This window comes from Mucilaginibacter sp. P4_C11, assembly GCF_056402115.1.
Genome location: NZ_JBFUIA010000049.1, coordinates 22,408 through 39,018 on the forward strand (window position 1 = coordinate 22,408; position 16,611 = coordinate 39,018).

Here is a 16,611-nt window from a genome sequence, read left to right on the forward strand (position 1 = left end):
TAAAAAGCATGTCCGCCAACTCATCAAATTTAAGCATTAAACATTGTAAATGAATACCATGAAATGGGTATTTGTTTATAATATGCCATTGATTACTTTAGGCGATATTAAATCAAGAGTTAATTTTTTTTGCCGTAGTTGGGGAGATATCATGGGAAAGCTGGCCGCCGGATCATACATCGACACTACTAAGGTTATATATTATTTATTATTTTTCTAACGAGTCAATTTGGTAGTTGTTTTAAGTTTATTAAATAATTTACAAGTTAAATTTATTTTTATTTTTATGTAAAAAACTGATTAGTAGTAATATGATTGATAATAATGGGCTGATAATTTTTCATTGCGCATTTAATTATTACATTTATGATACCTAATGCCAAATTGATTTCCTAATAGTTAATTATATGATTAAACCTTTACAAAAACTTTTCACTCATCGCCAATCGGCATTCCCGATATTGATTAAAGCGGTGTTAATCATTTCAATATTTTGCTGTTCGCACGTTGCCAATGCACAAGCTATAATTTATACTGTAAAGGGCGTTGCAATTTCCTGTAAGGTGCAGGAAATTGGCGATGACTCAGTGGCATACAACGAGGCTACCGATCTTGCAGGCAAGCCCAAACTGATTTTGAAAAAAGAAATAAGCATAATAAGGTATACTAAGGATAATTATGAAGAACCTTTTAACACCGATGCTATATTAACAACCGCAGGAAAACAGATATACGCCAGGATTATTACGGCCGACGAAGCAAGCGGAGCCGTAACATATACCTTGCCCGGTGCAGCAGATCCGGAGAAAATGGCAACAAAAAATATTCAGTTTGTTAAATACGCCGATGGAACCAGGAAAAGTTTTACCATAGCCGGCCAAAAGGCAGCATCTGCGGTTGTAAAACTGCCGCCGAAAGTTGATGTAGAAACTGCTCAAAAAAACAATAGCATGTTAACCATATTGCAAAACTGGAAAAATAAGTATATAGCCCCGCCACTTGACGTGCTTTAACCGTCCATAAATAGCAAACCTAATATACCCCTAATCACTATACCCGAAATGAGAGTTTTTTACCTTATAATTTTGTTGTTTTTTGTTTCAAAGGCATCGGCACAGGATATTCTGTACACTAACAGTGGCGAAGCCACCCCGGCCAAAATTGTAGATATACAGGCCGAAAAAATTAAATTTAAAGACCCAGAAAACGTAACCGGGCCCGATCATTCAAAAAGCATTTCCAAATCCCTTTTTGCATTTAATGCAGCCGGGAGTTATCTGGTGTTTTCGGATAAGAAAAACGTTGCCGATAACAAAGATCAGTTTATAACGGAAACAGCCCAGCCCCGTGCATTTGATGTTTTGGTTGATAACAAAGGCGTAGTGCTTGATATGAATATTACCGCCGAAGGAGATAACGACATTACCGGTACGCGTCATTATAAAACTATCAAAGCCCCGAAAGCATCCCTTATATTTTTGATCCGCAAAAATGGCACACACCAGTTGTTTGTTGCTGCCGACAAAGCCGCCCCTTACCTTATCAATGCCAAAGCAAAAATAGCACAGCTGTTTGCACCGGCAGTAGCTGGGCCTGTACCAACTCCTGCTGTTTCAGGAAAACCGGCAGTTGTAGTCGCCGGAGATATTGATGTAGATATGGCATTGTTTAATAAAAAAGCGCTTGATAAAACCAAGGAATTATCTAATTACCTGGCAACAATATGCTCTGTAAATACATCGGCAACAATAGCAACCAAAACCATCGGCCTTGCAGTAGATTTATTTGTGAACGAAGATGCCAAAGTTGAGGTGTCAAGCGTAAACGCTTTAACCAAACCTCAATACAAAATCCGTAGCTACCTTAACCGGTTGCAAAAATTAAGCGGTCAGTATGATAAGGTTGATATTGAATACGCCAATATTAATTACGCGTCAAAATTCACTCTTGGCGCCGATGGTAATTATTATGCGGTGATAACATTTGTGCAAAAGTTTAAAGGATTTAGTGATGGTAAAATAGTTTATGGCGATGTAACCCGCCGTAATGTAACCGTGGTTTTAAAATCGTACCTGAAAACCGGCGCCGATGGTGATACTAAGAAAGCATGGGACGTTTTCCTGGAAGACATTGGTGTTGTACAAACCCATAAAGCATAATTTTTTAAGCCTTATCATTACCTTATTATGTTAAAATACGCGTTTGCTTTTTTACTGGTTTTTAACGGTACTGTACTGTTGGCGCAGGACTATGAGAACGAATATCAAAACATATTTGCATGGCAGGTAAAGCAGGTTAACGAGTTTATTGAACGTTTTAACAATAATGATAGCACATTATTAAAAAAATACGCTGGCGATAACGTTTCAGCCAACCTCATAAGCCGCGAAAGGCTGATATTAAGCCTTTTTAATGCGGAGAAAAAAGACTGGGATAAAACCGAAGTAAAAAGCTTTATTAAAAGTGTTGATGATAAAGCAAACCCCAGATTTTTGAGCATGTATGGCGATAAATGGTACGCCAGCCTCAACTGCGATGTTAATTGGAAGGGTAGGCGTGAGAATGCAGTATTAAGATTAAAGCTGATAAGGTTGCCGTCAAATGGTTATAAATGGATAATAACAGCAGTTAATGGCAAATTCTTAAACATTGTTGCCCCAGCCGGTGCTGTAAATCAGGCAGGGTTTACAATGCCGGCTGCAGTGAATAAAACTACCTCACTTAACCCTATGAGTCACGGTACCGATTTTATGGATATTTACCAGGTTAACACCGATAAAAAAAACATAGCCAACTATTTTGACGAAATGGACAAGCTTGATGCAGCAACACAACGCTTTATACAGGAAATTATTAACAGCAATGCCCAAATTACCAGGGTAAATAATATAACCTACCACTTTAATCAAATTGACGGCTGGGCGTTTGACATTCAACAGTATAACCGGCAAACCCGAAACTCCGGATGGCTTATAAGTAAACTTACAAAAACATCCGCTAATTAAAATCCCCTCCCTATTATGGATAAAAAATTACTTATCAAAAATTTACAACTGAAAAGCGCCGGCAGCATACTTTTTTTGCTCTTATTTTCGGCAGCCGGTTTTGCCCAAAAACTTACACTTAAGGATGCACGCGAAATTAGCTACCAGGCTACCGAAACTGTAAAACGGATACCAGACCTGCTTAATGTTATTAATGATCCTAACAATATAGCCAGCGACCTGATCCAGATTGAGGGCGACAGTTATAAGCCATCGAGAAACCAGCTTTTTTACAACAAAGACATTACGGTTGAGAATGATATTGACCCCTTGGCTTCGCTTGGCAACAGTAAAGATATAAGCATTGATAAGTATATGACTACGCTTGATTTACAATACGACAAATCAACAGATGCTACTATTAACTATAACAACCTTGTACCTTCCTTTATCAAAAAAAAGGACTTTGTATTTGTTAACGTAAAGTTTGACGGTGAGTTTAAAGGCAAATACAAGGTTAAAAACATCGCCTATAAAACAAGGCCGCGCATTGCAACTATCAGGATGGTAAGCGGCGGTAACGGCAAATGGTCGGCTTATGTTATGGGTATCAGCTTTTATGATCCGGCGAAGCCGATAGAATCTACAGAAAACAATACAGATATATATACAGACACATCAGCTACCGCAACCGTTGTACCTCCCGATAGTGTATTTAGAGAAAGCAGTTCGTTCCGTACAGCCAAAGAAGAACAAGAAAAAGCGATTCAAGCCAATTTTAATGAATATGTGAACACCGGCAACGGCTATTTTGCCGATCAGCGTTATAAAGATGCTTTGGAGATGTATGTAAAGGCTCAAAACCTAAAGGCATTTGTTCCGGCGCTTGATAAGAAAGTGATGGATACCAAACGTATGGTTGCTGAGTACACTTATGACAACTTTAAAAACAAAGGAGATAAAGCTAAAGATGAGCGCAGATATAACGAGGCTATCAGGTTCTACCAAAAGGCGCTCACTCTAAAACCAGAAGCCAATGCCGAAATAACTGCCGCAACCGCGCCGCTAAATAAAATGCTTATCCTGATTGCATCTCCGGGCAATAAAGTTGGGTCTGGGTTATTAGATGAGGCTATTGACGAATGCGATAAAATACTAAAGGAACATAAAAAAGATAAAAGTGAATACCCCGAGGTGTTTTTTATTAAGGCTAAGGCATACGAAGCTATGATTGCTAAAAAGCCCGATGAAACCAGGGCGATAGATAGGGCCCTGGAAAATTACTCATTTGCTATACAATATTTCCCGAACTACCTGGATGCCCGAATTGCCCGTGCTGCCTTTTATATTAAATACAAAAATGATTTTAGCAGCGCCATTTCTGATTATGATGTGTTAACCTTGAGCGCTACCGATGACGCGCCCGAAAAACCAATTTATTTTGACACAAAAGGGCATTGGAAAGATAAAGTTGGCAATTATGCCGGTGCACTTGATGAGTACGGTAAAGCGATAGCTTTGAATGATAAAAACGCTGTTTTTTATTTTGACAGGGGCGAAATTTTATACCGCTACGGAAAAACTGAAGATGCCCAAAAAGATCTTGATGTTGCGCTTAAATTAAATCTAAAATACGAGGCGGCTTTTTATATCAGGGGCTTAAATTATGTGGCAGCCAAAAACAACAGCAGTGCCGGCGCCGATTTTGTTGAAGCCGAAAAGTTGGGATTTGAACCGGTGCAGCAACAAAAGGTTGATTCCATCAGCAATGCCTATTTCTTAGCGGCCGAAGATTTACGCCAAAAGCACGATTTTACCAGTGCCGATACCGCTTATGACAATGCGCTCAAAATTCGCAAATGCAATGCACTGGCGCTTCATGGCAAGGCCGAGATAAGGTTTACAAGGGCTGTGGAGTTTGGCAAAAAAGATATCGGCGCAAAATCACAATACCTGGAATCAATTGATTTTAACAGGCGTGCCATTGCCTGTAATAACGACTTATCTGATGCTCATTTTAAAATGGGGCTTGCTTATAACCGTATAACCAATTACGATAAGGCTATAAAGAGTTACGATGAAGCTATTCGCAGCGATAAAAATAATTACGGCGCGTACCTTGAACAGGGTAACACGTACCAGATACAGCAAAAATATGCTAAAGCCGTTGAGGATTTTGGTCAGGCCATCAATATACTTAAAGCTAACCTTGAGGCAGCTAAAAATGGTTCAAAGAGTGATCTTGCGAAAGAAATCACCCTCAACCTTTCGACTGCCCAGGAACTTTATGGCGAAGCATTATATAACTCCAAAGATTATGATAACGCGCTGATAGCGTTAGATCAATCGCTTAATTATAATGAATTTAATTCCGAGGCATTATACTATCGGGGTTTGGTACGTGTGCAGCAAGGTGATTTTAGCAAGGCATACAAAGACTACTACGCAGCTATAAAAATAACACCTAAGTACAAATACTTTTATGCTAACGGTGATGCATCTTTAACCAATAAAAATTACGAACAGGCCATCAGCAATTATAACGACGCTATAACTGCCGATACCTTATCCACCGTGAGGAACAGGTTTTACCTGCTTGGGCTGAGTTACTTTAAAAATAAAGCGTTTGAAAATGCCACTACAGCTTTTGCCAGCTATGAAAAAGGAGGGCCACTACGCAGCGACAGTTCATTTAACGCCGAATATGGTTTAGCATTACTATATAACAACCAGGATAGCCTTGCCGTTAAGCATCTAACCCAGGCAATAACCCAAAAGAGTAATGATGCCGGTGCGTTATACAGCATGGGCTGCTCTTTTGCAAAAAAAAGCCAGTTTGACAAGGCGTTGGAGTATTTTGAAAAAGCCTTTGCCACCAGGCAGCTAACCAGGGATGAAATTAAGCTTGCCGAAAATACATTCCTGGCAGATTTGTATAAAACCAAGCCGGTGAAAACCAAATATAACCAGCTAAAAAAGCAATATACCGATTGATGGTGCTTTACTAATAAGTTGATTTAACATTTCCGATACTGATTTTTGCATGCATCCGTATGTCGTGGCGAGATCGCAGCGGAATTACTTTATTCTCGCTTATAAGTGGATTAATTAATTATTAGGAAAATAAAATCAAGAAAAATACTATAATATACTACGTGAAAAGAAAGAAAATCGGGTAAATTATCAATAAGTAACCCGGAACTGCAAAAAAGAGCAATATTGGCATGTATTTTACATATCTGAATATTGCTTGGTAATAAAAATTTTACATATATTCATCCTGTCGATTTTGCCCTCCTGCATAGCCTGATTTGTAAAATGAAGAAGTACTTAGCCCTTTTATTATTGCTGATATTTGTGGGCAAGGTAGGCTATTGCCAATTGAAAGAGATTGAAAGTATCCAAAAGCAGCTTCCTTTAATAAAAGACAGTTTAAAATACGTTAATGCCATTAACCGCCTGGGCATGTTGATGTATGAAAAAAATATCGATAATTCATTTTACTACGCAAAGCTTGCACGGGCTATCTCGGCAAGGTTAAAATACCAGCAAGGCGAAGCCGACGCCCTTAACACAATAGGGATAGTTTATGACCTGCGCGGCAATCTCCAACTATCGCTTAGGTATTACAATGATGCCTACAATCGCTATATGGTTTTACGCGACTCGGCGAACATCGTTCAGGCTTTGATGAATATTGCACTTGTTTTTGACGAACGTAAAGAAGACAAAAAAGCTGTACAGACTTTAAAACAAGCTTTGGTTCAGGGGGCAGGACTTAAAAAAGATTCGGTCATGTCTTTACTTTATTGCAATTTCCTGTTGATGTACCCAGATTCGGTTGGTGAAGATTTAACTAAAGTATACCTTGAACGGGCACGCCGCATAGCCACAAAGTACAAAGATGAACGGGTGTTGTTGGTAACAGACCAGGTGCAGGCAAACCTTTACCTGAAAAGTGGTAAACGCGAACAAGGCATAGCGCAACTGCAGAAGGCTGCGGCCGAAGGGATAGCCTTAGATGTAAATTACGTAACCCTCGATATATTAAAAAGCCTCGGCAACCTTTTTATACTTACGGATAGCACAAAAGCTATTGATTATTATAAAAAGGGGCTGGCAATATCCGAGTCAAAAGGTTATCACTTTTATGGTAAAGTTTTTGGTAAAAGCCTGTACAATATCTATATCCATCAAAATAACCTGCGCGAAACCCAACGTTATAGCGGTAAACTGCTGGAACTTTATGAGGACGAAGAAGTATTCACCAACACATCCGGGCTTGATTACATTGACTATGCCATAAAAGATCAGCAAATTGAAGCTTTGACGGTAAGAGCCGAGAACCGCAATAGTTTGATGTTGGTTTTTGGTTTCCTGCTTTTACTTACCGCGCTTTCGGTAGGTATTTTTTATCGTTTGTATAGGCTCAAACGCAGGCATAGTGAAACACTGGAAGAGTTGAACCGCACAGTACAGCTGCGCAATCAAAAATTGGAGGTTGATCATGAATTTAATAACCGACTGGTATCTATCCTGGCCCACGATTTCAGGCAGCCGTTGGGCACATTAAAAACGCTGGCGACAGTTTTGAAGGATCCGGATGCTTTTACCCGCGAAGAATTGATAGCATTGGTAGAAACCATGGAACGCTCGTCGGATGTATCGCTGGAAATTTTCGAGAATATTTTACAATGGATAAAGCAACAGCTATCCGGTTTTAGTTACAGCCCTGTTGTACTGCCACTCAGGGAGCTTATAGAGGAAGCCTTACAACCATTTGCCGTTATGGCCCGGGAAAATGATATTACATTAGTAAATAACGTAGACAGTCACATTAACCTTTATGCCGATAAAGAGCTGGTGCAATTTATCCATCGTAATTTTATCCATAATGCAATCAAGTTTTCGCCAAAAAAATCAAGTATCACCATTGTTGGATATGGCAGCCCCGATGAAGTAACACTTTGTGTACAGGACGAAGGCAAGGGCATTTCGCCGGAAAAGCTACCGGGTATTTTCAATTTCAAGATAGACCTGAAATATAGCAACGAAAAAGAAAAGGGAGCAGGTGTAGCCCTCATGATATGTAGCGATTTTATCGACAAAATGAATGGCCGCATTTGGGTTGAAAATAATAAAGGCAATGGGGCCTCATTTTGTTATGCACTGCCAGTTATTCAAAAAATATCAAAAAGAGCCAATTCAAATGCGCCGGTTGCCGCCAATGTACTTACTGATTTATAAAACTTTTTATTACTCCCCCCAAATTTTATCCAACACTCAATATATATAGGCAAGACAACCTATAATCAGAGATGCTGTGAAACGTTAAAACAGAATAATTACTATATTAGCAGAAATGCAGCTGCAGTTAAATGCAACTTCATTTCTGCCTATCATAAGCGTACAATAAAATGTGTTTGGAATATGCTCATTGTAGATATAAATAAAAATACGCCAAAGAAAAAACGCAAATTACACCTTTGCCCAAAGTGCAAAAGCAATGGCGGACAAAGAAAGCAAAGGCCATTATTAATTAAATGGCTTTTATTTTGGCTCCCCATAAAACGTTATCATTGTAAAATTTGCAGCAAAAATTTCATGACTTTCGGCAGTTGGGGATAAACTTTGACCATATCACACGTGCAGGTAATTAACGCGAAAAACTACATTTCAAACTGGTAAACATAGCCGTTTACAGGTACGTTTAGCAAAAAATGATCTGCACGCTTATACTTCACATTCAAAAAGCCAATAAGCCGTGTGCCGGGGAGTAAGGTGTTTAGCTTCAGATAGCCCTCGTTTATGTTTTGCTTCATCACATAAGGTTTATAGCCCGAAGTTGAATCGGCATGCACGGTAGCAGGTTGGATTGCTATGGCCTGGTATCCTTCTGGGGTTAACAAAGCGGCATTTGAAAAGGCGCTAAAGCCCGGGCTCCATTTTTGCTTATGGCTTACCCGCGATGCGTAGACGTCATATGACAGAATATCAACCGGTATCATTTTATCGTCCTTTTGCAGGATAGCTGTTACCTCTGCCGGATCAAAATTAAACTGCTCCTTTGTCCCGTTTTCGATAGTGATATAAATCTCAAAATAATCGCCCCATAGCTGCTGCATCGAAAACCTTGCGGCTATACTTAAACCACTGAACGTAGTGTAAAACTGAACCGGCTGGCCATCTTGAAATATGACATTTTTATCAGTAAACCTGCCAAGTTTTTTATCTGTTGTAGCCAGGTTTACGGGCATTTTGGTAAGGTAAGAATAGTTTACCGCAACGCCATCGGGCATGTAAACCTTGTAAAAACTATCAATGGGGTTGCCATGAACAAAATCGTTCTCCTGTATTTTAGTTCCTTCTTTATCAAATAGTAGTTGCTTGCCGTCTAACAGCCCTTCGGCATCAAAGCTGCCTTGTTTTATTTGTCGTCCTTTTTCATTGTACGTAATAATAGTACCGGTCCACCTGCTTTTGGTGTCGTTGCGCTTATCAATATAAAGCGCTTCGCCTTTACTGTAGGGTTTGCCGCTTATATAAAAATCTTCAACTGTGCCTATGGGTTTATCGCTGGTGCTAAATTTTACCCTCCTGTAAAAAAAGGCGTTCTTTTTATCATCCAAGCCCTTTCCGTTTTTATCGTAATAAAGGGTTGTTACCTCCTGTGATTTAACGATAGTGTTTGCAAGCAGCAATAAAGCACATAAAGCGCTAATTGTTAATAATTTCGGTTTTAATGATAAGGCCATATAACAAATATAACAGATAATCATTATGGTTAAAATGCAATATCAAATTTTGCCAATTTGATAAAAAAATACGTTTCTGAAAACCTGCTAAATTTTATTAGCTATAAGAACTTTAAAACCCTATTTTTAGCGCCGCAAATAAGGGCACCTACCCGCCCTTTATTTTAGGTTAACATAACAGCAATGAAAGTTTTAAAATTTGGTGGTACATCTGTAGGCAGCCCTGCCCGCATGAAGGCACTGCTTGACATTATTGACCCTACAGAAAGACAAATTGTTGTGCTTTCGGCAGTATCAGGTACAACAAACAACCTGGTTGAAATTGGACAGGCTTATTTAACAGGGGATAAAAAGAAAGCAATTATCCTGATAAGTGCATTAAAGGATAAGTATGAGCTATTTATAAAGGAACTGTTTGTAAATGCTGAATATTTGAAGCAAGGTAAGGAAGTAATTGATTATCACTTTGCTTTACTTAATAACCTGGCCAATAATAATTTTACTACTGTAGAAGAAAAAATAGTTTTGGCCCAGGGCGAACTGCTGTCTACCACATTGTATCATGTTTACTTGAAGGAAATAGGCGTAGCATCGGCATTGCTGCCTGCTTTAAGTTTTATGAAGATAGATGAGGATAACGAGCCCATTGTTGATTATATCACCGAAAAAATCACTCCTTTACTGAATAAGCAACCAGAGGTTAACTTATTTATAACACAAGGTTTTATTTGCCGGAATGCTTTTGGCGAAATTGATAACCTGCGCCGTGGCGGCAGCGATTATACGGCATCGCTTATAGGTGCCGGCATCCGCAGCGAAGAGGTACAGATTTGGACAGATATTGATGGGATGCACAATAACGATCCGCGGATTGTAAAGGGCACCCAGCCCATAGCCCAGCTATCATTTGATGAAGCTGCCGAACTGGCTTATTTTGGTGCTAAAATATTGCACCCGCAAAGCGTGTTCCCGGCGCAAAAGTATAAGATACCGGTACGCCTGTTAAACACCATGGATCCGCAGGCAAAAGGTACCTTGATAACCAATACCAGCGAAAAAGACAAGATAAAATCTATTGCGGCTAAAGATGGTATTACTGCTATCAAAATCCAAAGCAGCCGGATGTTGCTGGCGCATGGCTTTTTGAGGAAGGTATTTGAGGTATTTGAACGATATAAAACTTCTATAGATATGATAACCACATCGGAGGTGGCTGTATCGTTAACCATCGATGACACTACTTACCTTGGCGAAATAACCAGCGAGCTTAACATATTTGGCTCGGTAGAGTTGGATGTAAACCATACTATCATTTGCGTAGTAGGCGATTTTGGTGCCGAAAAACATGGCTATGCAGCAAGGGTGCTGGAAGCCGTGAAACACATCCCGTTAAGAATGATATCATACGGCGGCAGCGACCATAACTTATCATTACTGGTTAAAACCGATGATAAGGTGGAAACGCTTAGAAGCTTGCATAACAGGCTTTTTTAGCCTCACCCAACCCTCTCCAAAGGAGAGGGCTACAAAAACAAAAAAATGCGTCATTGCGAGGAACGAAGCAATCCCCGACTATGCCGGGAGCAACAATTAGGACGTTGAAGACAACGATAAAAGATTTCACAACATGTTTACAACCGATACCATAAATACCTTTAATCAATTAGATACCCCGTTTTATTATTACGATATGGGTGTATTGCGTCAAACTTTGGAAGCCTGCCGCACTGCCTCGGTAAAACATGGCTTTCATGTACATTATGCCATGAAGGCAAACTTTAACCCGAAGGTACTGGATATGATTCAATCTTTTGGTTTTGGTGCCGATTGTGTGAGCGGCAACGAGGTTAGGGCAGCCATTGAACATGGTTTTGACAAAGGCAAAGTGGTTTTTGCGGGGGTAGGGAAATCAGACCGCGAAATAAACTATGCGCTTGATGCTGATATTTTTTGTTTCAATGTCGAGTCGGTTCAGGAGTTGGAAGTGATTAATGAACTGGCTGCTGCCAAAAGCAAAAAGGCCAATGTAGCTATCCGCATTAATCCTAATGTTGATGCACATACACACCATTTTATTACTACCGGCTTAGATGAAAATAAATTTGGCATTAATATATGGCAACTGCCCGATGTGGCTACGGCTTTACGTAAATGTGCCAGCCTGCAATTTTTAGGCATTCACTTCCATATAGGCTCACAAATTACCGATTTGGAGGTGTATAAAAGCCTTTGCACCCGCATTAACGAAATGCAGGATTGGTTTGAAGACCATGGCTTCCCGGTTAAAGTACTAAATACCGGCGGTGGCTTAGGTGTTGATTACTACAGCCCCGACACCAACATTGCCGATTTTGAAAATTATTTCCAGGTTTTTAAAAACTTCCTGAATGTTAAACCAGGGCAAGAGGTACACTTTGAGCTTGGCCGTGCTTTGGTAGCCCAAAGCGCATCGCTGATATCGAGGGTACTGTATGTAAAAAATGGCAAAAAGAAAAATTTCCTGGTACTGGATGCCGGCATGACCGAACTGATACGCCCGATGCTTTACCAGGCTTATCACCAGATAGAGAATATAAGCAAGAGTCAAGAATCAAGAGTCAAGAATCAAGACAACTTATTACTGGCAACTGGCGATACGCAATCTGCAACCGATATCAAATACGATGTGGTAGGCCCCATTTGCGAAAGCACAGATTGTTTTCAGAAGGATGTTGACCTGCCGGAGTCATTCCGTGGCGACCTGATTGCTGTGCGTACTGCCGGAGCATATGGCGAAGTAATGGCCTCGGGGTATAACCTGCGTGATAGGGTTGGAAGTATCTATTCGGAATAGCTTGTTTTAAGTCGAAAGTTCTAAGTCGAAAGTCCGAAGTCTGATTTTGACTTAGAACTTAAGACTTTCCACTTAAAACTTTAAACCCACCCTGAACTGTACATAGGTACCACCTTCAACCACGGCAAAATATTGCTTCAATTGTATGAAATAGGAGAATGCAACATAAGTGGGCGTTTTGTAAGTTACATAGTCGTTTTTATTGTTGTTGTAAATATTGTCGTTGCCAAATGTTTCGCCAACAAATATCCTGAAACCCATTTGCGTATTGGGCTTGCGGCCGTGAAAAACAATTTCGCTGGTTAAGCCCCCGGTAAACAGTTCGGTGCGGGTATCGGTATAAAAGTTAGGATCGCCGGTTACGTCTTTCCTGAATCTGGCATAATCGCCAAATTCATGACTATAGGCTGCTTCAAAGCCAATAATCCTGATGTCGGTACGGCCATCATTATTGATATAGAAGTTGCCTGATAAACGGCCACCTACCGCGCCAAAGAATTTATCTTTAAAATAATGGGCATCGCCTTGTTGCAAATCATAATTTGCGTAGCTACCTAACGATGTAAAGGCTCCATAAGCCAGGTTGAAGTTTTTAAACGTGTGTGCTTCGCTGATGTTTAACTGGCCGCTGGTAAGCTGATCTGTAAGGTTATTGCCAAAATCGAGCACCAGTCCGGCAGATACATAAGTAGCCGATTTAACACTATCCATCGACATCGGTTTAGGCATGTAGGCAATATCGCTTTTATGCAGCGCAGGGCCGTAAACATGATCGCTGCATGAACTTAACAAACCTAAAAGTAGCGCTGCCGCCGGCAATAAGTATTTTACTTTCATAAAGGTATATTGGTGAAGAATTTAGGGATTAAAAAATCTTTACCAATAATACGCTAAAAACCTAAGTTATGTAACAAAGCCCTGCTAATAAATAGCTTTCTGCCTAAAATGCCAGGGCTTCTATGTACGCGTCATTAAAATCTTCTGAAAAATGGAGTACATTATCCAGGTGTTCAAACTCCTGGGCAACATGGGTGGTAGTAAGCACCACGGCTTTCATACCGGCGTTGGCAGCTGCTTCAACACCCTTGGGTACATCTTCAAATACTATACAGTTGGCTGGTTCGGTATTTAAAAGCTGCGCCGCCTTTAAAAATGTTTCGGGGTGGGGCTTACTTAAAAGCACATCATCGGCGCTTACTATTGCCGCAAAATAGTGCCTTATGTTCAGGTTATCCAGCACAAAGTCGATATTGAACGGGATTGCGGCCGAACCTATAGCCATCGGGATACCTTCTTGATAACCGGCTTCTAAAAATGCTCTTAAACCGGGTAAAAGTGCCAAATGGGGTAAAAATTCCTGCTGGTACTTTTGCTCTTTTTTGTAAGATAGATCGTTCATCTCATCAACAGTAAAGCGGTTGGCGCCAAACATTCTTGCCAGTACTTCGGGGTTTTTGCCATACATCTCTTTTTTTACTTCTTCCCAGGAAAAATTGCCGCCTAACTGGTCGTTTAAAAGCGTTTGCCAGGCTTTAGTATGATAGGGCATGTCATTTATCATGGTGCCATTAAGGTCGAATATAAAGGCCTTCATAGGTATATCTTAAATTTTGGCGCAAAATACACTTTATAAAAACTAAAAATTGCTTCCCCTCGTATATTCATATCATACACCGGTAGAATTTTAGTTAACCACATAGTTAATGCGATATTTAAAACGTAGCTAAAATAATAAGGGAAGTGTTGGGTTGTTTTTGCGTGATTATTGATTTAGCAAGTCCATTGGCCCAAAAGGCTGACGGACTTTTTTATTGATAGCTGGTTTGGCTATCGTGCCGTGGTCCCACTAAAGTTTGATGGTTGCACCAATATCAAAATAAAATATACCGGGTTTGTTTATCATGCTGCCGGTGATATTTGCCGGCAGCTTATTTTGCGAAATGGCATATGAAGGCGTGGCATGAAGTATCAGTACGCCAATTTTGTAGGCCATTGGTACCAAAAATTCATAATCAAGCAGGTTAAATTTACTCAGCCTGGTTTTTTGTTTAGCCAGTGCTTTTGCGGTATTTGCTGCAAGTTTGTATTTTTTTTGTGTAAGATAGGCGTCGTAAAAATTTTGAGTACCTGCATTCACCTCTGCCAATGGCGAAATAACCAAAAAATCGTCATCGTTGATAATACCTGTAGTTATGAAATCGTGGGATAAGCCTGCATTTACAAACACATCGTTTTTAAACCCGTTACTCACAAAGTTATAGTCGGCACCTATAGTAGGGGTTATAATACCTGAAATGTCATAATCAAGACTTGCGTTGATGGTGCTGTTTATTGACGAACCTATTTGTGTACTGTTTTTATTATAAAATAATTTTGAAAATGAGGTTTCGGCGCTCAGGTTATCGGTAATATCAAAATCATAGCCGCCTGTAAGGTTTCCTTCGTCAAGTTTGCCGGTAATTCGGTTGGGTATATAAGTAACGCTGCCCGAAAAATATACACCGTTGCTAAAAGTATACTTCATATCAGGTATTAGCATCGGGGTTTTTATGGTATCTGCACGCCCCATAATTACATTGTTGTTCAAATAACTAAGACCGAATTTGAAAGCGCCTGCTTTGTCATCTTTATCACTCTTATCTGTTTTATCAACCTTATCTACAGGGTTACCTTGAGCAAGAATTTGATTTGCACAAAGCAAACAAAGGGTAACTATCAATATTGAAGCGGATACAATTTTCATTCTTTTTTATACATCAATCAAATGGCAACTGTTGGGCTTTACCATTATTATAAAATCGGAATACCAGTTGTTAGCCCGGCTGCCTGCGGCAGGATAGGGAATACGATTCCATCTCTGTTATTAACGCTCAAGGCTTAAATAAGGATATAAAAAAAGCTGCTTGTTTAAAAGCAGCTTTTTTGTATCAAAATTACATTTTACCTTACATGTGTTGCGTGGTGTTTTACCACGTCATGTTTGGCCTGCCTTATTTCTTTCTTTATATCTTTTACTTCTTCCTTGGCTGTCAGGCGTACTTCCCTCGCAGTTTTAACGTTTTTCCTTGCAGCTTTTACATCTTCTTTTGCTGTAGCCAGGTTGGCTTTGGCCGCCGCTATAGTTACTTTATCTGCTTTTTGAGCAATGGCTGCATCCAGTGTTGCCTGCGCAGCTGCCAGTTCCGTTTCGGCGGCGGTTAAGTTTGTTTTAGAGGTTGCTACTTCGGTTTTGGAGGCAACAAGGTTCACTTTTTCATCTACTTTGGTTGGGGCAGCAGGGCTTGAGGTTTGAGCGAAAGCCACGGCTGAAAATAACGTACTGAACGTTAACAGAATTATACTTTTCATGACTTTTTTGTTGGTTCGGATTGGTTATGGTTGTTTACGTTTTTTGCAACTATTTAGTTACACGCATATGACGTAACGGTTATCAAAAGGTTTAAGTGTAACTGCCCACAAATATAATATTTATGTTGGCTAATTTCTCAAAACAATTATTTGTTGGATGTGCCATTACGTGAAGGTCTAGTGCCATAGTGACGTAAATTTAATTTGAAAATTTGAGAATTTGAAGATTTGGAAATTAGTTTTTAAGTTTTTCAAAACTGTTGACTTTTAGCTGTTTAGTAGTTATTGATGTGCTTTGTTTTTTAAAACAGGCATTTTCGTTCCTGAATCTTCAGATTCTCAAATCTTCAAATCGAAGAATTTTCCCTACCTTGGTGCCTTTAATAAATAACATAATGCAAAAAGAAGGAACAGTAAAATTTTTTAATGAAACAAAAGGTTTTGGATTTATTACACCAACAAGCGGTGGCCAGGACATTTTTGTTCATTCGACAGGCCTGATCGATGAGATCCGCGAAAACGACAAAGTTGAATTTGAAGTTGAAAACGGCAGAAAAGGTTTAAATGCGGTAAATGTAAAAGTTATCTAAGTATAATATAACCATTAAGCATACCAGGCATCCGCTTTTTAGTGGATGCCTTTCTTTTTTAGTCATTGGTCATTCCGCTGCGCCGTCATTAGTCATTAGGC

At 39.7% G+C, this 16,611-nt stretch carries 13 protein-coding genes; 8 read left to right on the forward strand and 5 right to left on the reverse strand.

The genetic code is table 11. From position 1 onward, the window contains the following. Positions 1-407: 407 nt before the first annotated feature. From AC1DU2_RS28550 to AC1DU2_RS28570, 5 genes are all read left to right on the forward strand, one after another. Positions 408-1,013, forward strand: coding sequence for a hypothetical protein (locus AC1DU2_RS28550; protein ID WP_477357151.1), 606 nt, complete (start codon positions 408-410; stop codon positions 1,011-1,013). A 48-nt stretch (positions 1,014-1,061) separates the two neighbouring features. Next, positions 1,062-2,159: a hypothetical protein gene (locus tag AC1DU2_RS28555; RefSeq protein ID WP_477388784.1), complete on the forward strand. Its 1,098-nt coding sequence runs from the start codon at positions 1,062-1,064 to the stop codon at positions 2,157-2,159. 27 nt (positions 2,160-2,186) lie between these two features. After that, positions 2,187-3,005, forward strand: coding sequence for a hypothetical protein (locus AC1DU2_RS28560; RefSeq protein WP_477388786.1), 819 nt, complete (start codon positions 2,187-2,189; stop codon positions 3,003-3,005). A 15-nt stretch (positions 3,006-3,020) separates the two neighbouring features. Beyond that, positions 3,021-5,978, forward strand: coding sequence for a tetratricopeptide repeat protein (locus tag AC1DU2_RS28565; RefSeq protein ID WP_477388788.1), 2,958 nt, complete (start codon positions 3,021-3,023; stop codon positions 5,976-5,978). A gap of 324 nt (positions 5,979-6,302) precedes the next feature. After that, positions 6,303-8,231: an ATP-binding protein gene (locus AC1DU2_RS28570; protein ID WP_477388790.1), complete on the forward strand. Its 1,929-nt coding sequence runs from the start codon at positions 6,303-6,305 to the stop codon at positions 8,229-8,231. A 422-nt stretch (positions 8,232-8,653) separates the two neighbouring features. Here the strand turns inward: AC1DU2_RS28570 and AC1DU2_RS28575 are convergent, their stop codons facing one another. Then, the gene (locus tag AC1DU2_RS28575) at positions 8,654-9,739 is read right to left on the reverse strand and encodes a toxin-antitoxin system YwqK family antitoxin (RefSeq protein WP_477388792.1); all 1,086 of its coding nucleotides are present in this window, start codon (positions 9,737-9,739) and stop codon (positions 8,654-8,656) included. 183 nt (positions 9,740-9,922) lie between these two features. Between AC1DU2_RS28575 and AC1DU2_RS28580 the strand changes: the two genes are divergently transcribed. Then, a complete protein-coding gene (locus AC1DU2_RS28580; RefSeq protein WP_477357139.1) occupies positions 9,923-11,233 on the forward strand; it encodes an aspartate kinase in 1,311 nt (436 codons plus the stop codon). A 133-nt stretch (positions 11,234-11,366) separates the two neighbouring features. Then, the gene (lysA, locus tag AC1DU2_RS28585) at positions 11,367-12,572 is read left to right on the forward strand and encodes a diaminopimelate decarboxylase (RefSeq protein WP_477388794.1); all 1,206 of its coding nucleotides are present in this window, start codon (positions 11,367-11,369) and stop codon (positions 12,570-12,572) included. A gap of 72 nt (positions 12,573-12,644) precedes the next feature. Here the strand turns inward: lysA and AC1DU2_RS28590 are convergent, their stop codons facing one another. The 4 genes from AC1DU2_RS28590 to AC1DU2_RS28605 all read right to left on the reverse strand — a co-directional run bounded on the left by AC1DU2_RS28590 (position 12,645) and on the right by AC1DU2_RS28605 (position 15,920). Then, the gene (locus tag AC1DU2_RS28590) at positions 12,645-13,409 is read right to left on the reverse strand and encodes a hypothetical protein (protein WP_477388796.1); all 765 of its coding nucleotides are present in this window, start codon (positions 13,407-13,409) and stop codon (positions 12,645-12,647) included. Between the two features lie 103 nt (positions 13,410-13,512). Then, entirely contained in the window at positions 13,513-14,166 is a 654-nt protein-coding gene (locus tag AC1DU2_RS28595; protein ID WP_477388797.1) for an HAD family hydrolase, read from the reverse strand. Positions 14,167-14,418: 252 nt separating this feature from the next. Then, complete coding sequence (locus AC1DU2_RS28600) at positions 14,419-15,315, reverse strand: hypothetical protein (RefSeq protein WP_477388799.1); 897 nt, start codon at positions 15,313-15,315, stop codon at positions 14,419-14,421. 197 nt (positions 15,316-15,512) lie between these two features. After that, the gene (locus tag AC1DU2_RS28605) at positions 15,513-15,920 is read right to left on the reverse strand and encodes a hypothetical protein (RefSeq protein ID WP_477388800.1); all 408 of its coding nucleotides are present in this window, start codon (positions 15,918-15,920) and stop codon (positions 15,513-15,515) included. A 395-nt stretch (positions 15,921-16,315) separates the two neighbouring features. On the opposite strand from AC1DU2_RS28605, the gene AC1DU2_RS28610 reads away from it, so the two are divergent. Then, positions 16,316-16,510, forward strand: a complete 195-nt coding sequence (locus tag AC1DU2_RS28610) for a cold-shock protein (protein ID WP_090644815.1) — start codon at positions 16,316-16,318, stop codon at positions 16,508-16,510. Positions 16,511-16,611 lie beyond the last annotated feature (101 nt).